Source organism: Nocardioides sp. GY 10127 (genome assembly GCF_004919085.1).
Taxonomy (GTDB): domain Bacteria; phylum Actinomycetota; class Actinomycetes; order Propionibacteriales; family Nocardioidaceae; genus Nocardioides.
Genome location: NZ_STGL01000013.1, coordinates 1 through 20,728, shown reverse-complemented (window position 1 = coordinate 20,728; position 20,728 = coordinate 1). Strand labels below are relative to the sequence as shown.

19 protein-coding genes are annotated in these 20,728 nt (G+C 74.6%); 8 read left to right on the top strand and 11 right to left on the bottom strand.

The genetic code is table 11. The annotated features are described in order from the left end of the window. Positions 1-38 precede the first annotated feature (38 nt). A complete protein-coding gene (locus tag E8D37_RS18680) occupies positions 39-716 on the bottom strand; it encodes a response regulator transcription factor (protein ID WP_136571351.1) in 678 nt (225 codons plus the stop codon). Next, complete coding sequence (locus E8D37_RS18675) at positions 713-1,939, bottom strand: ATP-binding protein (protein ID WP_136571350.1); 1,227 nt, start codon at positions 1,937-1,939, stop codon at positions 713-715. The genes E8D37_RS18680 and E8D37_RS18675 overlap by 4 nt, the downstream gene beginning before the upstream one ends. 132 nt (positions 1,940-2,071) lie before the next feature. Here E8D37_RS18675 and phoU point away from each other — a divergent pair, with 132 nt between their 5' ends. Then, positions 2,072-2,725, top strand: a complete 654-nt coding sequence (gene phoU, locus E8D37_RS18670; protein WP_136571349.1) for a phosphate signaling complex protein PhoU — start codon at positions 2,072-2,074, stop codon at positions 2,723-2,725. A 136-nt stretch (positions 2,726-2,861) separates the two neighbouring features. Here the strand turns inward: phoU and E8D37_RS18665 are convergent, their stop codons facing one another. The 3 genes from E8D37_RS18665 to E8D37_RS18655 form a co-directional block, all read right to left on the bottom strand. Continuing rightward, the gene (locus E8D37_RS18665) at positions 2,862-3,611 is read right to left on the bottom strand and encodes a phosphoglyceromutase (protein WP_206055861.1); all 750 of its coding nucleotides are present in this window, start codon (positions 3,609-3,611) and stop codon (positions 2,862-2,864) included. Next, positions 3,608-4,192, bottom strand: coding sequence for a hypothetical protein (locus E8D37_RS18660; RefSeq protein ID WP_136571347.1), 585 nt, complete (start codon positions 4,190-4,192; stop codon positions 3,608-3,610). The genes E8D37_RS18665 and E8D37_RS18660 overlap by 4 nt, the downstream gene beginning before the upstream one ends. Before the next feature lie 111 nt (positions 4,193-4,303). After that, positions 4,304-5,029, bottom strand: coding sequence for a UbiA family prenyltransferase (locus tag E8D37_RS18655; RefSeq protein ID WP_136571346.1), 726 nt, complete (start codon positions 5,027-5,029; stop codon positions 4,304-4,306). A 243-nt stretch (positions 5,030-5,272) separates the two neighbouring features. Here E8D37_RS18655 and E8D37_RS18650 point away from each other — a divergent pair, with 243 nt between their 5' ends. Continuing rightward, complete coding sequence (locus E8D37_RS18650; RefSeq protein ID WP_136571345.1) at positions 5,273-5,758, top strand: CarD family transcriptional regulator; 486 nt, start codon at positions 5,273-5,275, stop codon at positions 5,756-5,758. A gap of 70 nt (positions 5,759-5,828) precedes the next feature. Beyond that, positions 5,829-6,596, top strand: a complete 768-nt coding sequence (locus E8D37_RS18645; RefSeq protein ID WP_240770563.1) for a 2-C-methyl-D-erythritol 4-phosphate cytidylyltransferase — start codon at positions 5,829-5,831, stop codon at positions 6,594-6,596. Between the two features lie 42 nt (positions 6,597-6,638). Here the strand turns inward: E8D37_RS18645 and E8D37_RS18640 are convergent, their stop codons facing one another. After that, entirely contained in the window at positions 6,639-7,388 is a 750-nt protein-coding gene (locus tag E8D37_RS18640; protein WP_136571344.1) for a 2-C-methyl-D-erythritol 4-phosphate cytidylyltransferase, read from the bottom strand. A 174-nt stretch (positions 7,389-7,562) separates the two neighbouring features. On the opposite strand from E8D37_RS18640, the gene nirD reads away from it, so the two are divergent. After that, positions 7,563-7,928 carry a nitrite reductase small subunit NirD gene (gene nirD, locus E8D37_RS18635; protein ID WP_136571343.1) on the top strand — a complete coding sequence of 122 codons (366 nt, stop codon included), beginning with the start codon at positions 7,563-7,565 and terminating at the stop codon, positions 7,926-7,928. A gap of 33 nt (positions 7,929-7,961) precedes the next feature. On the opposite strand, the gene E8D37_RS18630 is transcribed toward nirD, so the two are convergent. Beyond that, complete coding sequence (locus E8D37_RS18630; protein WP_136571342.1) at positions 7,962-8,882, bottom strand: alpha/beta fold hydrolase; 921 nt, start codon at positions 8,880-8,882, stop codon at positions 7,962-7,964. Positions 8,883-8,965: 83 nt separating this feature from the next. After that, the gene (gene ispF / locus E8D37_RS18625) at positions 8,966-9,475 is read right to left on the bottom strand and encodes a 2-C-methyl-D-erythritol 2,4-cyclodiphosphate synthase (protein ID WP_276606516.1); all 510 of its coding nucleotides are present in this window, start codon (positions 9,473-9,475) and stop codon (positions 8,966-8,968) included. 147 nt (positions 9,476-9,622) lie between these two features. Between ispF and E8D37_RS18620 the strand changes: the two genes are divergently transcribed. Beyond that, positions 9,623-11,248, top strand: coding sequence for a molybdopterin-dependent oxidoreductase (locus E8D37_RS18620; protein ID WP_240770562.1), 1,626 nt, complete (start codon positions 9,623-9,625; stop codon positions 11,246-11,248). A 31-nt stretch (positions 11,249-11,279) separates the two neighbouring features. On the opposite strand, the gene E8D37_RS18615 is transcribed toward E8D37_RS18620, so the two are convergent. Then, positions 11,280-12,629, bottom strand: a complete 1,350-nt coding sequence (locus tag E8D37_RS18615) for a C39 family peptidase (protein ID WP_136571340.1) — start codon at positions 12,627-12,629, stop codon at positions 11,280-11,282. A gap of 88 nt (positions 12,630-12,717) precedes the next feature. Between E8D37_RS18615 and cysS the strand changes: the two genes are divergently transcribed. From cysS to E8D37_RS18600, 3 genes are all read left to right on the top strand, one after another. After that, positions 12,718-14,166, top strand: coding sequence for a cysteine--tRNA ligase (cysS, locus tag E8D37_RS18610; RefSeq protein ID WP_206055859.1), 1,449 nt, complete (start codon positions 12,718-12,720; stop codon positions 14,164-14,166). 4 nt (positions 14,167-14,170) lie between these two features. Beyond that, the gene (gene rlmB, locus E8D37_RS18605) at positions 14,171-15,118 is read left to right on the top strand and encodes a 23S rRNA (guanosine(2251)-2'-O)-methyltransferase RlmB (protein ID WP_136571338.1); all 948 of its coding nucleotides are present in this window, start codon (positions 14,171-14,173) and stop codon (positions 15,116-15,118) included. 80 nt (positions 15,119-15,198) lie between these two features. After that, positions 15,199-16,932, top strand: coding sequence for a metallophosphoesterase (locus E8D37_RS18600; RefSeq protein ID WP_206055858.1), 1,734 nt, complete (start codon positions 15,199-15,201; stop codon positions 16,930-16,932). Positions 16,933-16,943: 11 nt separating this feature from the next. Here the strand turns inward: E8D37_RS18600 and E8D37_RS18595 are convergent, their stop codons facing one another. Both E8D37_RS18595 and E8D37_RS18590 read right to left on the bottom strand, forming a co-directional pair. After that, positions 16,944-18,170 carry a DUF4032 domain-containing protein gene (locus E8D37_RS18595; protein ID WP_136571337.1) on the bottom strand — a complete coding sequence of 409 codons (1,227 nt, stop codon included), beginning with the start codon at positions 18,168-18,170 and terminating at the stop codon, positions 16,944-16,946. Positions 18,171-18,639: 469 nt separating this feature from the next. Continuing rightward, positions 18,640-20,520 (bottom strand): glycoside hydrolase family 13 protein, encoded by a 1,881-nt coding sequence (locus E8D37_RS18590; protein WP_136571336.1) that lies wholly within the window; start codon positions 20,518-20,520, stop codon positions 18,640-18,642. Between the last annotated feature and the right edge of the window lie 208 nt (positions 20,521-20,728).

Genomic DNA, 20,728 nt, shown 5'->3' with positions numbered 1-20,728 from the left:
CCGGCCGGTCTCCTCCCCGGCCGGGCCGCGGACGTGCGTCAGAGGTCGAGCTTGTAGCCCAGGCCGCGCACGGTGACGAGGTACTTGGGCTCACTGGGGTCGGGCTCGAGCTTCGCGCGCAGGCGCTTCACGTGGACGTCGAGGGTCTTGGTGTCGCCGACGTAGTCGGAGCCCCAGACCCGGTCGATGAGCTGGCCGCGGGTCAGCACGCGGCCGGGGTTGCGCAGGAACATCTCCAGCAGCTCGAACTCCTTGAGCGGCAGCCGCTGCTCGGTGCCGTCCACGGTCACGACGTGCCGCTCGACGTCCATGCGCACGGGGCCGGCCTCGAGGGCGGCCGGCGCGAGCTCGGGCTCCACGCCGCGGCGCAGCACGGCCCGGATGCGGGCGGTGAGCTCGCGCGGGGAGTACGGCTTGGTGACGTAGTCGTCCGCGCCCAGCTCGAGGCCGACGATCTTGTCGATCTCGTCGTCCTTCGCGCTCACCATGATCACGGGCACGTTGGAGGTCTGTCGGATGACCCGGCAGACCTCGGTGCCCGGGATGCCGGGGAGCATCAGGTCGAGCAGGACGATGTCGGCGCCGTTGCGCTCGAAGTCGGACAGCGCGGTGTTGCCGTCCGCGGCGATGGAGACCTCGAAGCCCTCCTTGCGCAGCATGTAGGAGAGCGCCTCGCTGTAGCTCTCCTCGTCCTCGACCACCAGTACCCGCGTCACGGGCCCTCCTCCTGCTCGAGGGGCGCCACGGTGGCGCCCTCCGTCGATGTCGTCGCCGTCGGTGTCGACGGCTCCGTGGTCCCGGGGCCCTCCGGTGACGTCTCCTCGCCGAAGTGCTGCGGCAGCGTGAGGGTGAACGTCGAGCCCTGGCCCTCCGCGGACCAGACCCGGACCTCGCCGCCGTGGGTGGCGGCGACGTGCTTGACGATGGACAGGCCCAGGCCGGTCCCGCCCGTGGAGCGGTGCCGGGCGGGGTCCACCCGGTAGAACCGCTCGAAGATGCGGTCCAGCTCCTCGGCGGGGATGCCGATGCCCTGGTCGACCACCGAGATGTCGACCGAGCCGTCGTCGACGCGGGTGGTGACCACCACGGTCGAGTCCGGCTCGGAGTACGAGACGGCGTTGGAGACCAGGTTGCTGACGGCGGCCGTCACCTGCTTCTCGTTGCCGTACACCTGGACGCCGGGCACGCCGCCGACCAGGACGTGGATGCGCCGGTCCTCGGCGGCCATGGCGCTGGTGTCGACGGCGGTGGCGATGACCTCGTCGAGGTCGACCGGCACCGGCTCGTCCAGCGGGTCGTCGGTCTGCAGCCGCGAGAGCTGGATGATCTGCTGCACGAGCTTGCCGAGCCGGTCGGACTCGGTGAGCATCCGCGCGGCGAACCGCTTGACCGCCTCGGGGTCGTCGGCGGCGTCCTCCATCGCGTCGGCCAGGAGCCGGATGGCGCCGACCGGGGTCTTGAGCTCGTGGCTCACGTTGGCCACGAAGTCGCGGCGGACCTCCTCGACGCGGCGCTCGCGGGTGCGGTCCTCCACCAGGGCCAGCACGAGCCGCGAGCCCAGCGGGGCGACGCGGGCGCTGACGTAGCGGGCGGGCACGCCGGGCCGGTTCAGCTGGAGCTCGGTCTCGCGGATCTGCCCGTCCCGGCGCACCTGGCGCACCATCTCGGCGAGGTCGTCGGAGACGAGCCGGGTGCCGCGGACCAGGCCGAGCGCGTAGGCCGGCGCGGACGCCTTGAGGACGACCTCGGAGGAGTCGACGACGACCGCGCTGGAGCGCAGGACCGAGAGGACGGTCGCGACGCCGTCCGGGAGCAGGGGCTGCACCGGGGCCGTGACCTGTCGCTGCTGGCGGTCGGAGACGTGCCAGGCGAGCACCGCACCTCCGGCCACGAGCGCCCCGACGAGGGCAGAGAGCAGCGCCTGCGTCGTCGGGTCCACGGCGTGATCGTACGCAAGCCTGCCCCTGCCGATGGCCACGGACGAGCGACGTACGCGCTGTTCACCAGGGATTCATCCCGCATCCGCGCCGCCCGGCGCCCCGGCGTCCGCGCTGGGCCTAGGGTTGTCCGCATGCGTGATTCCTTCGACGAGCAGCTCGGTCAGGTCTTCACGGACCTCGTCGGCATCTGCGGCCAGGTCCGCGTGGCCGTCACCGACGCCACCCAGGCGCTGCTCACCGGCGACATCACCATGGCCGAGAAGGTCATCTCGGCGGACCGGGAGATCGACCTCGCCCGCGAGGACGTCGAGGAGAACGCGATCGAGCTCCTCACGCTCCAGGCGCCGGTCGCCCGCGACCTGCGCTCGGTGGTGGCCGCCCTGCGGATGGTCACCGAGCTGGAGCGGATGGGCGACCTGTCCGTCCACGTCGCCAAGATCGCCCGGATGCGCGTGCCGAACCTGGCCATCCCGGACGAGGTCGCCCCCACCATCCGCAAGATGGCCGAGGTGGCGGAGGACATGGTGGTCCGGGTCAGCCAGATCATCGCCGACCGCGACGTCCGCGCGGCCATCGAGCTGGGCCGCGACGACGAGATCATGGACGGCCTGCGCCGGGCCAGCTTCGTCGAGCTGCTCTCCGACGACTGGTCGCACGGCGTCGAGGCGGCCGTCGACCTCGCGCTGCTCGGCCGCTACTACGAGCGGATCGCCGACCACGCGGTCTCCATCGCCCAGCGCATCGTCTTCGTCGTGACCGGCGAGACCGACACCCGCCTGGCCTGAGGCCGCGTCCCCGCCCGGCAGGGCGGAGCGGCCCCGATCGGCGCAGATCCGGCGCACCGAGCAGCGAAGAGAACGGCGAAGGCGCCGGCACCCCGTGGGGTGCCGGCGCCTTCGTGCGTCTGCTGGGTGCGGTGGGTCAGCGACCCTGGTTCGCCACCGCGGCGGCGGCCGCGGCAGCGGCCTCCGGGTCGAGGTAGCGGCCGCCCTTGACGGTGGGGGCGAAGCTCTCGTCGAGCTCGTAGACCAGCGGCTGGCCGGTCGGGATGTTCAGCTCGGCGATGTCCTCGTCGCTGATCCCGTCGAGGTGCTTGACGATCGCGCGCAGCGAGTTGCCGTGGGCCGCGACCAGGACGACCTTGCCGGCCGCGAGGTCGGCGGTGATCTCCGACTCCCAGTAGGGGAGCAGCCGGGCGATGACGTCCTTGAGGCACTCGGTGCGGGGCATGTCGTCGCCGAGGTCCGCGTACTGCGGGAGCCCCACCTGCGAGAACTCGTCGTCGTCGGCCAGCGGCGGCGGCGGGACGTCGAACGAGCGGCGCCAGAGCATGAACTGCTCCTCGCCGAACTCGTCGAGGGTCTGCTTCTTGTTCTTGCCCTGCAGGCCGCCGTAGTGACGCTCGTTGAGGCGCCAGGAGCGCTTCACCGGGATCCAGTGACGGTCGGCCTCGCTCAGCGCCAGCGCGGAGGTGTTGATCGCGCGGCGCAGCAGGGAGGTGTGGACGACGTCCGGGAGGACGCCCGACTCCTTGAGCAGCGCGCCGCCGCGGACGGCCTCGGCGCGGCCCTTGTCGTTGAGGTCCACGTCCACCCAGCCGGTGAACAGGTTCTTGGCGTTCCACTCGCTCTCGCCGTGGCGGAGCAGCACGAGGGTCGACACGCGGCTCAGCCCTCGCCCTCTTCGTTGGTGGCCGTCTCCTCCTCGGCGGTGTTGCCGCCGGGCTCGGTCACGGGCTCGAGGGCCTGGCAGTCGTAGAGGTCGCCGGTGCCGCGGCCGTCGGAGGCCGTGTCGTAGCCGGTGAACTCACGGCAGGCGGGGACCACGGGGACGTTCATCGTGGTGGTCTCGCCGTTGGAGAAGGTGAAGCTGATCTCCAGCGTCTGGCCGGCCGAGAAGTCGCCGACCAGGCCGATGCCGGCGGCGTCGTCGCTGCCGACGTGCGTGTAGCCGTTGGCGGTGACGGCGATCGGGTCGAAGTCGTCGGCCGTGATGCCCGTGTCGGTGGGGGCGACGGTCTTCAGCGAGTCCTCGCTGGTGCCCGTGTTGGCCAGGCCGGCGATGAACGTGCCGGCGCCGTCGCGGCTCGAGACCACCATCGCGGAGAGGACGTTCACCTCCGTCTCGCGGTCGTTGGTTCCGGCGGCCGGGGTGTACACCCGGTCGGTGGCGAGGTCGAAGCCGCACGACGAGAACGTCGTGGCGATCGCGACCGCGCTGGTGAGGAGCGCGAGGTTGCGGCGCAGGGACATGTTTCGGTGCCTTCTGGTCGACGTGGTGCCGGCGGGGAGAAGCGTACCGCTGCCCGGCCCGTTCGGCTGCGGGAGGGCCGGGTCCGCACGGGTGTGCGCCGGGCCGGCGCGTCAGGAGCCGCCCGCCGCCAGTCCCAGCTGCGTCCCCGCCCACGCCGTGGCGGCGGCGACCAGCGCCAGGTAGACGAGGCAGGCCAGGAGCAGCCGGTTGGCGCCGAGGGCGAGCCCGAGCCGCAGCGGCAGGGTGTCCCACCCGTCCTCGCGCTGCTCCACGAGCTCCCAGGTGGAGACGAGGACGTGGACGCCGACCCCGGCCAGGGCGGCCAGCCCCACGAGCACCGGCTCGGGCGGGTCGCCCCGGTGGAGCCCGCCCCAGCCGCCGAGGGAGAGGAAGGCCGGGTACAGCGCCCACCCGAGCGCCCACGACCACCAGGAGAAGGGGCCGGTGCGGCCGAGGCGGGTGCCGAGCAGCCCGACGGCGACGGACGCCAGGTAGCAGCAGCCCGCCGGCCAGCCGTTGGCCACCGCGAGCGGCACGAGGACGAGGCCGGCGACGGCGGCCGCGAACCAGGCGGTGCCGAGGTCGAGCCGTCCGTCGGCGACGGGCCGGCCCGGGCGAGCGGAGGACCCGGGGCGGGCCGCGTCCGCGGCGTCGCCCGCCCAGGCGAGCAGGACCTGGCCGCACAGGGCGGTGGCGGCGACCAGCCAGACCTCGCGGGCGGGACGTCCGGCGAGGGCCGCGGCGACGGGGAGCACGGCGGCCAGGAGGACGGTGCGGGCCGGGTGCGCGGCCAGGACCAGCAGCACGGGCGTCGGCCGGCGGCGCGGTGAGGGCATGGTGACCAGTATCACGGCGACCTGCCGGAGTGCTCGTGCTCCCCTGGTCATGGGGCCCTGGTAGTGGGCCCCGGTGTCGCCGTCCGGAGGGTTGTCGGGCCCCCCAGATCTTGCTACGCGCGAGCGTGAGCACGGTCAGAAAGTCCTTGTCAAGCCCAGTTCAAGCCTCTGACCTGCGCAAACAGTTCCACATGGCAACGATCTCGTGCTATGGTTGCGGTCCGAGGAAGGGGAACCTGGCACATGACTTTCACTGTCGGCGAGACCGTCGTCTACCCCAATCACGGGGCTGCCGTCATCGAAGACATCGAGATGCGCAAGATCAAGGGTGAGGACAGGCAGTACCTGGTCCTCCGCATCGTGGCCCAGCAGGACCTGGTGGTTCGCGTCCCGGCCTGCAACCTCGACCTGGTCGGCGTCCGCGACGTCGTCGACAAGGACGGGCTGGACCGGGTGTTCGACATCCTGCGTGCGCAGCAGGTCGAGGAGCCGACCAACTGGTCGCGTCGCTACAAGGCCAACCTGGAGAAGCTGCACAGCGGCGACGTCATGAAGGTGGCCGAGGTCGTCCGCGACCTGTGGCGCCGGGAGCGTGACCGCGGCCTGTCCGCCGGCGAGAAGCGCATGCTCGCCAAGGCGCGTCAGATCCTGGTCTCCGAGCTCGCGCTCGCCGAGTCCACCAACGAGGACAAGGCCGAGGCCCTCCTCGACGAGGTGCTGGCCTCCTGATCCACCGCGCCGACGAAGGCCCCGGACCGCTGGTCCGGGGCCTTCGTCGTGTGTCGCTACGGTGACCACTGTGAGCCAGTACGAGCAGGGGGACGAGCGCGACGACGACGTCCGGTTCGACCTCTCCTTCGACGTGCCCGGTGACGAGCGGGACCTGGAGGCGGACGCCGAGCCGCCGGCCGAGGCCGCCGCGGAGTCGCCCGACCAGCCGTTCGACGAGCCGCTCGACGAGCCCACCCCCGCGGCGGGTGTCTGGGACTGGGACGAGGACGACGAGCCGCTCGAGGCGCTCGGCGTCCTGCTCACCGACCACCGCGGGTCGCTGCCGTTCGCGCTGCTGCACGGCGAGGCCCTCGTCGCGTGCGCGGCGTGGGCGCTGGGCGAGACCGGCGTGGTCCAGGTCGACGAGGGCACCGAGTGGGCCGGCGTCGTCGCGGCCGGCGAGACCGTCGTCCTGCACGACTCCCTGTGCCCGATGACGCCGCCGGCCTTTCTCGCCGACTGCGTGCGCACCTCGCAGGAGCGCTCGGCGGTGGTGGTGGCCGTCCGCGCCGTCACGGACACGGTCAAGCAGGTGGACGCGGCGGGCCTGCTCGGCGAGACCGTCGACCGCGACGGCCTGCTCACCGTCACCTCCCCGGTCGTGCTGCCCCCGGCCGTGGTCGCCGCCCTGGCGGACGGGCTGCCCACCGACGACCTGGCTGCCCTCGTGCCGCTCCTGGCGGCGCGGTGGCCGGTGCTCACCGTCGCGGCCCCGACGCAGGGTCGCCGGGTCGCCGACCTGGACGACGTCGCCGTCCTCGAGGCCCTGACCCGCGGCGAGCGCGCCGGGCTCTGACGCGTCCGGCCCCCGCCTGGGCGGCCCGTGCGTGGCCGGAGGTCAGCGCGCGAGCAGGCGCTGCGCGAGCTCGACGTCCTCGGGCCAGGTGACCTTGAGGTTGCGGGCGCCGCTCGGCACGACGGCCACGGGGAGCCCGGCGAAGCGCGTGAAGGTGACGGCGGTGTCGGTGCCGGCGAAACCGGCCGCGTCGGCCTCGGCGTAGGCCGCCAGCAGGGGCGCGGCCCGGAAGGACTGGGGGGTCTGCACTCCGACGAGCGGGCCCGCGTCGGCGCCCCGCAGGTCGCGCGCCACCAGCCCGGTGACCGGCGCGGCCGGGAGCGCCCCGCCGACCTCGCGGGCACGGGCGACGGTGGCGTCGAACAGCGCCGTGGTGGCCAGCGGACGCGCTCCGTCGTGGACGGCGACGACGTCGACCAGGCCGGCTCGGACGTCGGCGGCGAGTGCGGCGAGCGCGGCGGCCTCGGACTCGTGCCGGGTGGCGCCGCCCTCTACGAGTCGGACCTCCGGGCCGGTGACGGGCAGCCACGGCTCGAGGGCGCGGGCCACCTCGCCGGCCTCGCCGGGGGCGGCCACGACGACGACGCAGCGCGCCCCGGCCACCCCGAGGGCGGCGCCCACGGACCAGGCCAGGAGTGGTCGGTCGCCGAGGGGCAGCAGGACCTTGTTGCGGTCGGCGCCCACGCGGCTGCCGGAGCCGGCGCCCAGGACGACGACGGCCACGCCGGCGTGAGGCCCGGCCCCCGCGGACGTGGCTGCTCCGGGGGCGGGGTCGGCGGCTGCGTCCGGCATGCGCGGAACGCTACCGCCGGACTCGGTGAACAGGCGGTGCGGGTCGAGAGCGAGGGTTTGCACGCTCGTAACACTGCGAAACGTCCCGGGTACACGCGGGGCCCTAGTTTCGCCTCGGAAGGAGGGCCCGATGCCAGAGATGCTTGACGCGGACCGCTGCTCGCGGCCAGGCGGATGAGCGCCCGTCGCACCGTCGGCGACGACGCGTGGCAGTCGGTGTGCCGGCTCGAGGACCTCGAGGTCGAGCGCGGGGCGACCGCGCTCGTGCACGGCCAGGCCGTGGCCCTGTTCCGGATGGCCGACGACGTCGTCCACGCCCTCGGCAACCACGACCCCTTCGGCCGCTCCTCCACGCTCGCCCGCGGCATCGTGGGCGTCCGCGACGGCGTGCCCTTCGTGGCCCTGCCGACCCACCGGCACGCCTTCGACCTGCGCACCGGGGTCTGCCTGGACCAGCCGGGCGTCCAGGTGCCCGCCTTCGAGGTCCGGGTGGACGGCGGCGTCGTGCTCGTCGGGGCGCGCAAGCACGTCCCCGCCTGAGCCGGGCCGACCGACCCTTCCGGCCCGCGGGACTCAGGCCCGGGTGGGTGCCCCCGCGGCCACCAGGGCCAGCAGGTGCTCGCTGACCACCGCGTCGCGCTCCAGCGGGAGGTAGTGCCCCGCGTCGGGCAGCACGAGCAGCCGGGCGCCGCGGATGCCCGCCGCCAGCCGCCGCGCGTGCGAGAGCGGGGTGAGGCGGTCCGCCGTCCCGGCCACGACGACGGTCGGGACGCCGTCCCACGCCCCCAGCAGGTGCGCCCGGTCGTGCCGGCGCAGGTCGCGCACGAAGCCGGCCATCGTCGCCGGGGCGGCCGCGGCGAGCTGGTCGGCGACGAGGGCGGCGTCGCGGGGGCGCACGGGCGTGCCGAGGAGCATCCGGTCGGTGAGCAGCCGCTCCACGGCGGGGGTGCGTCGCCGTGCCCGGGCCTCGGGCCTACGGGCGCCGAGCCGGCGGGCCCGGAGCGCGAGCAGGCCGGGCACGCGGTCGGTCAGCGAGGCGCCGCGGGGCAGTCGCGCCGCCAGCCGCTGGATGCCGGCGTCCAGGCCGCCCGCGGAGGTGGCGACCAGGAGCAGCCCCGTCGTGCGGGCGACCAGGTCGGGCCGGTGCTCCGGCAGGGCCATGAGCGTCATGCCGCCGATGGAGTGGCCGGCGAGGACGAGCGGGCCGGTCGGGGCGAGCGCGTCGGCCACCGCGCCGAGGTCGCGGGCCAGGTGGTCGATCGTGCAGGTCTCCTCGTCGGTCACCTCCGAGCGGCCGTGGGCCCGGGCGTCCCAGGTGACGACCCGCAGCCGCAGGCCGTCCTCGGGGCGGGAGAGCAGGTCGCGCACCTGGTAGTGCCACAGCTCCTCGTCCGCGGTCCAGCAGTGGGCGAGGAGCACGGTGAGGTCCGCGTCGGCGGGCCCGTAGGCGGTGGCGTGCAGGCGCACGCCGTCGGGGGTGAGGACCGTGGGCATCGGGGCTCCCTGGGGGCGGAGGTGTCGGTGGTCTGCGGTGGGGGGGCTGTGCGGTGGTGGGGGCGGCGGGCGCGGGACGGCTGCTACGGCCGGGCCGCGGTCCCGGTGGGGACGACGAGCGCGGTGGCGATCGCGGCCACGCCCTCCCCGCGGCCGGTGAGCCCGAGGCCGTCGGTGGTGGTGGCCGAGACGGTGACGGGGGCCCCGGCGGCCTCGCTGAGGGCGGCGGCGGCCTCGGCCCGGCGCGGACCGAGCCGGGGGCGGTTGCCGATGACCTGCACCGCGACGTTGCCGATCTCGAACCCCGCGGCGCGGACGCGGCGGGCGGTCTCGCCGAGCAGGGCGGCCCCGGACGCGCCGGCCCACTCGGGCTCGGCGGTGCCGAAGTTCGAGCCGAGGTCGCCGAGGGCGGCGGCCGAGAGCAGGGCGTCGCAGGCGGCGTGGGCCGCCACGTCGGCGTCCGAGTGCCCCTCGAGGCCCTGCGGCTCGTCGGGCCAGGCGAGCCCGCCCAGGTGCATGGGCACCCCGTCGACGAGGCGGTGGACGTCGGTGCCGATCCCGGTGCGGGGGAGGGGCTGCTGCGGGCTGCTCACGCGAGCATCCTGCCGCAGCGGGGCCCCGGCCGGAACAGCCGCGGCGGGTTTTATTGACATTTGTTCAATGAGGGGGCGCCCTGGACGAGGCGTCGCGGCGAGGCGTCGCGGCGAGCCCACGGTTGGCGCGGCACGGATACTGGCCCGGTGAGCACCGAGCAGTCCGCCCCGCCCGCGCCGGCGACGGACGCCCCCGACCCGCACCGTCTCCTGTGGCCGCTGGCCGGCATGCTCACCGGCGTCGCGGGGATGCTCACGGCCCTGGCCGCCGCCAGCCTGCTCTCCGTCCGGGTCTCGCCGGTGGGCGCCGTCGCGGAGGCGGTCATCCACCTCGCGCCGCAGCAGGTGATCCACCCGGCGATCGAGGCCCTCGGCACCTGGGACAAGCCGGTGCTCGTGATCGGGGTCGTCGCGTTCGTCCTCGCCTTCTCCGCCTTCGCCGGGCGGGTGGCCCGCGAGTCCTCCGACGGCTCCGCGCAGGTCGGGTTCGGCCTGCTGGCGGCGATCGGCCTGGCCGCCGTCCTCTACCGCACGGACGGCGTGGGCGCGGTCGTGCCCGTCGCCGTCGGCGCGGCCACGTGGGTGTTCCTCCTGCCGGTCCTCACCGCGCCGCTGCGGGCGAGCGCGGCGCTGGCCGAGGGGCTGGCGGACGCCGAGCAGTCGGGCGCCCCACAGGCCGGCACGCAGCAGCCCGGCGCGTCGGCGCTGGCGTCGGGCCGCCGCACGTTCCTCGTGCGCGCCGGGCTGGTGGGGGTGGCGTCGGTGGTGGTCGGCGTCGGCGGGACGGTCCTCGGGGCCGGCCGTCGGACGGTCGAGGCGGCCCGCAGCGCGCTCAAGATTGCCGGCGTGACGCAGCCGGACCCGCCGTCCGGCTCCACCCTCGACGTCGACGGCCTGGGCCCCTGGCAGACGCCGAACGACGAGTTCTACCGGATCGACACCGCCATCTCGGTGCCGACCGTGAGCCCCGACGAGTGGAGCCTGCGCATCCACGGGCTCGTCGACACCGAGCTCACCCTCACCTACGACGACCTCGTGGCGCGCGCGCTCACCGAGTCCTGGGTGACGCTCACCTGCGTCTCCAACGAGGTGGGCGGCTCGCTCATCGGCAACGCCTGGTGGAGCGGCGTGCGGGTCGCGGACCTGCTGGCCGAGGCGGGGGTCCAGGACACGGCGGACGCCGTCAAGCAGACCTCCGCCGACGGCTGGACCTGCGGCACCCCGCTCGAGGCCCTCACCGACGGCCGCGACGCCCTCCTGGCGGTGGCGATGAACGGCAAGCCGCTGCCGATCGAGCACGGCTTCCCCGTCCGGATGGTCGTGCCCGGCCTCTACGGCTACGTCTCGGCCACCAAGTGGGTCACCGACCTCGAGGTCACCCGGTTCGCCGACTTCACCGCCTACTGGACCGACCGGGGCTGGTCGGCCAAGGGCCCGATCAAGCTCGCCTCCCGGATCGACGTGCCGCGCGACGGTGCGTCGGTGTCCGCGGGCACCGTCGCCCTCGGCGGGGTCGCCTGGCGCCAGCACACCGGCGTGCGGGCGGTGGAGGTGTCCGTGGACGGCGGGGCCTGGCAGCCCTGCGACCTCGGCACGGTGCCCGACGCCGACACCTGGGTCCAGTGGAGCGCCACGGTCGAGGTGGACGCCGGCGACCACACCGTCCAGGTCCGCGCGACCGACGCCGACGGCACCGTGCAGGACGCGACGGTCCACGACGTCGTCCCGAACGGCGCCACCGGCTACGACTCGGTGAGCTTCACCGCGTCCTGACCGGGCGCGCGCCCCCTCCCTCGTCCTCGGCTCAGCCGAAGCTCTCGCCCGCCGGCACGGGGTGCTCGGCGTCGGCCACGACGTACGCCGTCCCGCCGGAGGCGTCCAGCCACGCGGCCTCGAGCTGCCCCCGGTCGTAGGTGCGGCGGACGCCGCGGTTGCGCTGGGCGGCCGGGTCGTTGACCACGACGTCCCCGTTCGCCCGGAACCCCACGACCACCAGCAGGTGCCCGTTGCTCGCGCTGATGGGCGCGCCGGTGAGCTCACCCGCGGCGAACGCGATGCTGATCACCACGGGGATGCCCGCGGCGACGAGCCGCTCGGCCGCGCGCAGGTTCTTGAGCCGGGTCACGTACGCGGTGCCGGTCAGCCCCGCGGCGTAGGCGGTGTTGAACGGCCAGTTGCCGGCGCCGTCGTAGCCGTGGTCGTAGACGCGGCGCGCGGTGTCGTCCACCCAGGGGTCGCGGTGCCCGGCCGTGACCCAGGCCCAGTGCCGGGCCGGGGGCAGGGCGTCGTAGTAGGCCAGCACCATCGACAGCGAGGTCGGGGAGCACCAGGACTCCCCGCCGCCGCCGTACTCCGGGTAGTCGCCGGCGTGGATCATCTGGCTGTACCGCGGCACCGCCAGGACCGTCCCGCCCGCCTGGGCCACGACGCCCGGGGCCGAGGTGGCCGGCGTGCCCGCAGGGAGCCGGCTGACGACCGCGCCGACGGACTGCAGCCGCGGCGAGGCGGACGTGGCGCCGTGCCGGCGCAGGAGGCTGACGCGCAGCTGCCACTGGCGCAGCCCCGCGGCGTCGTCCGCCACCCAGGTGTCGACGTTCACCGAGGCGAGGTCGTCGGACTGGCTCGAGAGCGTGGTGCGCTGGGTGTGGGCGTCGCCCGACGTCCAGCGGGCGAGGGTGTCCCACGAGGACGTCGTGCCGTCCGCGTCGCGCCCGCGGACCTGGACGACGAGCAGGCTGTCGCCGGGGGTCGTCGCCCGCCAGGACGCGACGAGCTCGGTGAACCCGAACGTGGACCGGCGCCACGGCGAGACCCAGCGGCCCACGTCGTAGCGGGTGCCGCCGAGCGTCCGGGTGCCCGTGCCGTCCTCGGCCAGGACGACGGCTCCGCCGCCCGCCCCGCCGACGACCGTCGCGCCCGTGGTGGTGCCGCGGCGCAGCGCAGTGGCGCCGTCGAAGGAGCGGTGGAGGACGTGCCGGGTGGCGGTGGCGCGGGCGGCCGAGGTGGTCGGGGTGGAGGCGGTCGCCGGGCTCGCCCCCGAGGAGGTGACCAGGGAGGGGACCAGGGCCGTGGCCAGCAGCGTGCCGGCGGCCAGCAGGCGGGTCCCGGGGGCGGCGGACCGGCGGCGGGGGGAGGTGCGTCGGGGAGGGCGCATCGCAGCACGGTACGTCACAGCCGTCCCCTCCGCCCCTGGCTTCACGCAAGCCCCACGGGCACGCGCGTCAGGCCCCTCCCGCGCGAGGATGGGACCGCGACCCCACCGCGCTCCTAGACTGGCCGCCGTGAGCCTGCGCCTGTACGACACCGCGACCCGCGACGTCCGCGACTTCACCCCCCTCGTCGAGGGTCGGGTGGGGGTCTACGTCTGCGGTCTCACCGTGCAGAGCGAGCCGCACGTGGGCCACGTCCGCTCCGCTGTGAACTTCGACGTGCTGCGCCGCTGGTTGGCGCACCGCGGGTACGCGGTCGACTTCGTCCGCAACGTCACCGACATCGACGACAAGATCCTCACCAAGGCCGAGGCGGCGGGCGTGCCCTGGTACGCCCACGCGGCGGCCATGAAGCGCGAGCTCGACCGGGCCTACGCGCTGCTCAACGTCGCCCCGCCGACCTACGAGCCGCTGGCGACCGGTCACGTCCCGGAGATGCTCGAGCTCATCGAGCAGCTGATCGAGCGCGGGCACGCCTACCCGGCTCCCGACGGCTCCGGCGACGTGTACTTCGACGTCCGCTCGTGGGGCGCCTACGGGGAGCTGACCCGGCAGGGCGTCGAGGACATGGAGGCCGCCGAGGACGCCGATCCGCGGGGCAAGCGGGACCCGCGCGACTTCGCCCTCTGGAAGGGCTGGAAGTCCGCGACCGAGCCGCGCACCGCGTCCTGGCCCAGCCCGTGGGGCCGCGGTCGGCCGGGCTGGCACATCGAGTGCTCGGCGATGGCCGGGAAGTACCTCGGGACCGCCTTCGACATCCACGGCGGCGGTCTCGACCTGCGCTTCCCCCACCACGAGAACGAGCTGGCCCAGTCCCGTGCGGCCGGGCACGGCTTCGCGTCCTTCTGGATGCACAACGCGTGGATCACCACCGCCGGCGAGAAGATGAGCAAGTCGCTCGGCAACAGCCTCACCATCCCGGCGGTGCTCCAGCGCTTCCGCGGCGCCGAGCTGCGCTACTACGTGGTGGCCGCGCACTACCGCAGCCACGTCGAGTTCTCCTTCGAGGCGCTGGAGGAGGCCGCCAAGGGCTACCAGCGCATCGAGGCCTTCCTCGAGCGGGCGGACGCCGCCCTCGGCGCCGCGACCGCGGCGGGCGAGGTGCCCGACGCGTTCGCCGCGGCCATGGACGACGACCTCGGGACGCCGGCGGCCGTGGCCGTCCTCTTCGACACCGTGCGCGAGGGCAACCGCCTGCTCGGCGAGGGCACCGACGTGTCCGCGCAGGTGGCGGCCGTCCGTGCGATGCTCGGCGTGCTGGGCCTCGACCCGGCCGACGAGGCGTGGGGCCCGCAGGCCTCCGCGGGGGCGGACGAGGCGCTCACCTCCGCGGTCGACGCGCTCGTCGCCGGCCTGCTCGACCAGCGCGCGGCGGCGCGCGCGGCGAAGGACTTCGCCACCGCGGACGCGATCCGCGACCAGATCAAGGCGGCCGGCATCGAGGTCACCGACACCCCCGACGGCCCGAAGTGGAGCGTGTGACGACATGGCCGGTAACTCCCAGCGCCGAGGCGCCATCAAGAAGACGGGCAAGGGCAACCCCACCGCCGGCTCCGGCGGGCGCGTGAAGCGCGGCCTGGAGGGCAAGGGCCCCACCCCCAAGGCCAAGGACCGCCCGTACCACAAGGCGTTCAAGGCCGAGCAGGCCAAGCAGCGGGACGCGAGCAAGCGTCCGCAGCGCGGCCGCAAGACCAGCGACGTCGAGTGGATCGCCGGGCGCAACCCCGTCGTCGAGGCGCTGCGCGAGGGCGTCCCGGTCAACGCCGTCTTCGTCGCCGAGGGTGCCGAGCGGGACGCGCGGCTCCGCGAGGCGTTCGAGATGGCCGCCGACCGCGGCATCGCGCTGATGGAGGTCAGCCGCACCGAGCTCGACCGACTCACCTTCGGCGCCGTCCACCAGGGCCTGGCCGCCCGCATCCCGGCGTACGAGTACGCCCACCCGGACGACCTGCTCGACCGCGCCAAGGACGAGGGCCGCCCGCCGCTCATCGTCGCGCTGGACTCGGTCACCGACCCGCGCAACCTCGGCGCCGTCGTCCGGTCCGCCGCCGCGTTCGGCGCCCACGGCGTGGTCATCCCCGAGCGCCGGGCCGCCGGCATGACCGCCAGCGCGTGGAAGACCTCCGCCGGCGCGGCCGCCCGCATCCCGGTGGCCCAGACGGTGAACCTGACCCGCCAGCTCAAGGAGTACCAGGACGCGGGCTGCATGGTGATCGGCCTGGCCGCGGACGGCGAGGTCGGCGTGACCGGTCTCGAGCTCGCGGACGGACCGCTCGTCGTGGTGGTCGGCTCGGAGGGCAACGGCCTGTCCCGGCTGGTGGCCGAGACCTGCGACCAGCTCGTCTCCATCCCGATGGCCAACCAGGTGGAGTCGCTCAACGCCGGCGTGGCCGCGTCCGTGGCGCTCTACGAGGTCGCCCGCCTGCGGGGCTGACTCAGGAGCCGCCCGCCGCGGTCGATGACGACCACGGGCGGGCCGTGTCCGGCGCGTCCCCGTCCACCCCGGAAGGACCGATGACCGACCCCGACCAGCACGCACCCGAGCCGGCCCCCGGGCCCGCCTCCGAGCCGGGCGGGATCCGGCCGTACAGCCGACGGCGACTGGTCGCGGCCGTGGGGGCGCTCGCGGGCCTGTGGCTGCTGGTCGCGGCGCCGGCGGCCGTGCTGCTCTTCCTGGGCTCCTCGCGGGACGTGACGCTGGCCAGCCACGACGCGGTCCTGCGGCCGACGCTCACCGGTCACGCGGTGCTGCGCACCGGGCCGGTCCTGCCGGACCTGCGGGTCGACACGGGCAGCCTCGTCGGCCTCGACGTCCAGCTGGGCAAGACGGAGGCGTCCAGCACGGCCGAGCTGGTCAAGCGCTACGCGTACCTGGCCTCCGCCCCCGACGGCGTCGAGGAGAAGCTGCGCCGCGAGCTGGTCTCCATGGCCCGGGCGGCCGCGCTGCGCGGTGCCGTCCTGGGGGCGCTGCCGGTGGCGGCGGTGCTCCTGCTGGGGCGCCGCCGGCGCGCGGAGCTGCGGGCGGCCCTGCCGACCCGCCGGGGCGCGGTGGCCGCGGCGACCGGGCTGGCGCTCGTGGTCGCGTTCTGGCAGCCGTGGGAGTCCGACGACGACCAGACCGACGACGAGCGGTCTTGGACGTCCCTGGCGGACTTCCTCGGCGACGACGTGATGCTGCCGTCGTCGGTGGCCGCGGAGCTGGCGGGCGTGGAGGTGCGCGGCGACGTCACGACGAACCAGACCCAGCGGCTCATCGAGTCCGCGATCGACACCTACGACACGTCCAAGGAGTTCTACTCCGCGGCCGCCGAGGAGGCGGCCGACCTCGACGTGCGCACGCCGCTGGAGGGCGAGCAGGTGGTGCTGCTCGTCTCGGACCGGCACGACAACATCGGGATGGACGCCGTGGCGCGGGCGGTCGGCGACGCCGGCGGCGCCGTCGCGGTGATGGACGCCGGGGACGACACGTCCACGGGCTCCACCTGGGAGGCGTTCTCGCTGGACTCCCTCCAGGCCGCGTTCTCCGACCTGCCGCGCTTCGCCGTCTCCGGCAACCACGACAACGGCACCTTCGTGAGCTCCTACCTGGCCGACCGGGGGTGGACCGAGCTCGACGGGCAGGTGATCGACGGCCCGGCGGGCAGCACGCTGCTCGGCACCGCGGACCCCCGCGCCTCCGGGCTGGGGAACTGGCGCGACGAGACGGGGCTGACGTTCGCGGAGGTGGCCGACCGGCTGGCGGACGCCGCCTGCGACAGCGACGAGCGGATCACCACCATGCTCGTGCACGACGCGAACCTCGGCGACCCGGCGCTGGAGCGCGGCTGCGTCGACCTCGTGGTCGGCGGGCACACCCACGTCCAGGAGGGCCCGACGGCCGTGACCGGGGAGAACGGGGAGCTCGGCTACTCCTTCACGACCGGCACCACCGGCGGCGCGGCGTACGCCTTCGCGCTCGGCTCCAAACCGCGGCGGGAGGCGCAGATGACGCTGCTGACGTACCGCGACGGCGTGCCGGTGGGCCTCCAGGGCGTGCTGCTCCAGACCGACGGCACGTGGGACGTGGAGGACTACGTCGCCCTCACCGGGCTCGACGCGGACGTCGACGCAGCCGAGGAGGCGGCGCAGGCCGCGGCCGAGGCGACCGGCGGGGAACCGGGGTCGGTCTCGACGTCCACGGTGCCCACGTCGCGCGGGTCGTCGTCGGCCTCGCCGGGAAAGGTCGCGTCCCGCTCCTCCGGTCGTTGAGGCCGGGCGGCTCAGGCCTCGAGGTCGTCGGCCTCGGGGTCGACGGCGATGGCCTCGTCGCGCCGGGCGTGCAGCTGGGTGACGATGTAGTCCTCGGCCGCGACCTTGATGCGGACGTGGTGCCCCGCCTGCTCGGAGAGGTACCAGCGGTGCTCGAGCACCTCGTGGAAGAACTCCGGGGGCTCGAGCTTGCCGCGCTGGTCCAGGGGGACCATCGCGATCACCGGCTCGTAGACCTCGCTCATCCAGCGGGCGGCGACGAGGGTGCGGTCCTCGCGGCCGAGGTCGCGGCTGGCCTGGAAGGCCGCGATGTCGTTGAGCAGCCGGCGGGCCTGGTTGTCCTCGACGTCCAGGCCGGTGAGGGACTGGAGCTCCCGGCGGTGGTGCCCGAGCTCGACGACCCGGGGCTGGATGCGCACCTCGTCGCCGTCGATGTCGGTGACGATGTCGAGCTCCTCGACGTCGAAGCCCAGGTCGTTGAGCCGCTCGATGCGGGCCTCGATGCGCCAGATGTCGTCGGCGGAGAAGGACTCGCTGCCGGTCAGCTCGTCCCACAGCTCGCTGTAGCGGGTGCGCAGGAGCTCGACGACCTCCCACGGGTCGACGTCGTCGATGGCGCGGGAGGCCTGGAGGTCGAGCAGCTCGGCGAAGACGTTCTCGCAGGCCACGGTGAGGTCGTGCTCGCGCAGGGCGGGGGAGAGGGTGCTCTTCAGCTCGCCCGTCTCGGCGTCCACGAGGTAGGCGGCGAGCTCGCCGGCGCTGCGGCGGAACAGGACGTTGGAGAGCGAGACGTCGCCCCAGTAGAAGTCCGTGAGATGCAGGCGGACCAGCAGGACGACGAGGGCGTCGACGAGCTGCGGGAGGCTCGTGCGCCGGGCGCCGTGGGTGAACAGGCTGCGGTAGGGCAGCGAGAACTGCAGGTGCTGGGTCAGCAGGGCGGCCGGCAGCGGCTCGCCGTCCTTGTCCACCCGCCCGGTCACCACGCCCTGCGGCAGGACCGAGGGCAGGCCGATGCGCTGGAGGTCGCGGAGCATCTGGTACTCGCGGAACGCGATCGGCTCCTGGGTCTCCTTGACCGCGTAGACCCGCTCGCCGAGCCGCACGGTGCGCACGACGTGCCGGGAGAGGCCCCGGGGCAGGGGGACGACGAACTCCTCGCCCCACTCCTCGAGGGGGGTCGACCACGGCAGCCGCACGATGGCCGGGTCCGGCCGGGCGGCGACGATCCTCAGTGCCACCCGCGCAGCCTACGCAGGGTGGTGCCGGGGCAGCCATCCCGCGCACTCGGCAGTGGGGCCCGGGTGGGCCCGTCTACTGAGTGCGGTGCGGCTGCGGTGGTGGGGTCGGTAGTGGGGCCCGGGTGGGCTCGTCTACTGAGTGCGGTGCGGCTGCGGTGGTGGGGTCGGTAGTGGGGCCCGGGTGGGCCCGTCTACTGAGTGCGGTGGGGTAGTGGTGGTGGGGTCGGTAGTGGGGCCCGGGTGGGCTCATCTACTGAGTGCGGCCGGGTAGGGGTGATGCACTCGGTAGTGGGGCCCGGGTGGGCTCGTCTACCGAGTGCGGTGAGGTAGGGGGGGTGGGGTCGGTAGTGGGGCCCGGGCGGGCCCATCTACTGAGTGCGGTGGGGCAGCGGTGGCGGAGTCGGTAGTGGGCCCCGGGTGGGCCCATCTGCCGAGTGCGTCTCGGAGCACCCTCCCGGAGGGCGAGCCGTCAGAGGGCCCAGACCGCGAACCCCGGCCCGGCGGCCGGCACGCGCAGGGCGTCGCCGTCGACAGCGAGGTCGCCCGCCCCGTCCTCGGTGGCCAGCAGCAGCGAGCCGTCCAGCCCCGCGGCGCCGGTGGGAAGGAGCGCGGAGGCCGGCAGGGACACGTCGCCCCCGGCGGCCCGCCGGGCCACCACCAGCACCGAGCCGGCCGGGTGCTCCCGGACGAACGCGAGCGTGTCGTCGTCCGCGAAGGCCCAGCGCAGGCTGCCGCGGGTGAGCGCCGGGGTGGAGGTGCGCAGCGCGGCCAGCGCGCGGTAGGCCGCGAGCGTGGCGGTGTCCCAGGCGTCGGGCCGGTCCCACGGCATGGTGCGCCGCGAGTCCTCGCCGAGGACTCCCTCGAGGCCGAGCTCGTCGCCGGCGAAGAGCATCGGCACGCCGGGGAGCGTGAACTGCAGGCCCGCGGCGACGCGGTGCACCGCGGCGTCCCCGCCCACCTGCGTGCGGATGCGGGCGGAGTCGTGGCTGCCGAGGATGTTCCAGGACTGAGCGGTGGCCCGCCAGCCGTACCGGGCGGCCCACTCGCGCAGCGTGGCGAGCACCGCCGCGCCGCCGCGGCGGGGCACCGCCAGCGGCCGGCCGAAGGGGCGGGCGGAGGTCTCGGGGTCACGCACCCACGACCACACCGGCCAGGAGAAGCCCGAGTAGTTCATCGTGCCGTGCCAGCCGTCCCCGTCGAGGTCGCCCGAGGCGTCGTGGTTGTGCTCGCCGATGACCCAGGCGTCCTCGCGCTCGGCCTCGGCCGTGCGGCGCACCGCCCGCGAGATCTCGTGGTTGACGTCGACCGCGCCCAGTCGGCCCGTCATGTTCGCGACGTCGATGCGCCAGCCGTCGACGTCGAAGGGCGGCCGCAGCCACTTCGCCACCACGGAGTCCGGCCCCTCGACCATCGCCGCGCGCATGTCGGCGTTCGTGTGGTTGAGCTTGGGCAGCGTGTGGTGGCCCATCCACGTCTCGTAGCCGCCCTGGGGGCGGAAGCAGTACCAGTCCCGGGTGGGGGCGTCCTCGTCGGCCGCGGCCGCCCGGAACCACTCGTGCGTGTCCCCGGTGTGGTTGGTGGTGAGGTCGCCCAGCAGGCGCAGCCCACGCTCGTGGACGGCGGCGGAGAGCCGCTCGTAGGCGGCGTCCCCGCCGAGCAGCTCGTCGACCCCGTCGAAGGTGGAGGCGTTGTAGCGGTGGTTGGACTCACCGGGGAAGACCGGCGTCGTGTAGAGCACGGTCACGCCCAGGTCGGCGACGTGGTCGAGGTGCTCCACCACCCCGTCCAGGTCGCCGCCGAAGAGCTGCAGCGGCGTGCGCGGGTCGGTGCCCTCGAAGACCACCGTGTCGTCCCAGGCGGCCGGCACGGCCCAGGACGGGGTGGGACGCTCGTCGGCGGCCGCCGAGCGGGCGAACCGGTCCGGGAAGATCTGGTAGACGACAGCGTCGCGGCCCCACGCCGGTGCCTCGGGGTGGGTGGAGAGCCGGAAGTCGAAGGTGTCGGAGCAGTCGTGCTCGACCAGCCCGGCCGCCGTCAGCCAGCGCTGCGCGCCCGCGTCGTCCGCGAGGAGGAAGCGGTAGTGCGTGACCGGGTTGTGCACCGGCAGCTCGCCCTCCCACCACGACGAGCCCGCGGGCAGGTCGTCGCGGTGCACCTGGACGCACTGGTGGTAGACCGGCTCGGCGTCGTAGGTGGTGCGGATCCACATCTGTGTGGTGGGGTCCGCGGGGTCGGTGCGGACGCGGACCTTGACGGCCCAGCCGATCGTCGGGGTCTCGGCGTCGCAGTACAGCGGGGACCCGTCGTGGTGCGGCTCGCGGAGCAGATCGGGCGAGGGCTGGTCGGTCATGGGGCCACTGTGCCGAACGAGTGTGTCGTGCGGGTCACCGCGTGGGTGAGTGCTCGATCACCGGACGGTCCTGGCTATCCTGCTCCGCGACCCGTCCGGTGCGAGCCGGTCGGGCTCGCCGGTGTAGCTCAGTTGGTAGAGCGCCTTACTTGTAATAAGGGGGCCGACACGCTCATCAAGCCTTCTGAGGTGATCAATGTCAGCCATG

What these genes read in the sequence shown, in the direction of transcription:
- cysS (WP_206055859.1), top strand. Translation starts at nt 12,718, where the DNA reads ATGGGACCGCGACCCCACCGCGCTCCTAGACTGGCCGCCGTGAGCCTG.
- E8D37_RS18660 (WP_136571347.1), bottom strand. Translation starts at nt 4,192, where the DNA reads ATGTCCCTGCGCCGCAACCTCGCGCTCCTCACCAGCGCGGTCGCGATC.
- E8D37_RS18655 (WP_136571346.1), bottom strand. Translation starts at nt 5,029, where the DNA reads ATGCCCTCACCGCGCCGCCGGCCGACGCCCGTGCTGCTGGTCCTGGCC.
- E8D37_RS18640 (WP_136571344.1), bottom strand. Translation starts at nt 7,388, where the DNA reads ATGCCGGACGCAGCCGCCGACCCCGCCCCCGGAGCAGCCACGTCCGCG.
- phoU (WP_136571349.1), top strand. Translation starts at nt 2,072, where the DNA reads ATGCGTGATTCCTTCGACGAGCAGCTCGGTCAGGTCTTCACGGACCTC.
- E8D37_RS18600 (WP_206055858.1), top strand. Translation starts at nt 15,199, where the DNA reads ATGACCGACCCCGACCAGCACGCACCCGAGCCGGCCCCCGGGCCCGCC.
- nirD (WP_136571343.1), top strand. Translation starts at nt 7,563, where the DNA reads ATGAGCGCCCGTCGCACCGTCGGCGACGACGCGTGGCAGTCGGTGTGC.
- E8D37_RS18650 (WP_136571345.1), top strand. Translation starts at nt 5,273, where the DNA reads ATGACTTTCACTGTCGGCGAGACCGTCGTCTACCCCAATCACGGGGCT.
- E8D37_RS18630 (WP_136571342.1), bottom strand. Translation starts at nt 8,882, where the DNA reads ATGCCCACGGTCCTCACCCCCGACGGCGTGCGCCTGCACGCCACCGCC.
- E8D37_RS18590 (WP_136571336.1), bottom strand. Translation starts at nt 20,520, where the DNA reads ATGACCGACCAGCCCTCGCCCGATCTGCTCCGCGAGCCGCACCACGAC.
- rlmB (WP_136571338.1), top strand. Translation starts at nt 14,171, where the DNA reads ATGGCCGGTAACTCCCAGCGCCGAGGCGCCATCAAGAAGACGGGCAAG.
- E8D37_RS18615 (WP_136571340.1), bottom strand. Translation starts at nt 12,629, where the DNA reads ATGCGCCCTCCCCGACGCACCTCCCCCCGCCGCCGGTCCGCCGCCCCC.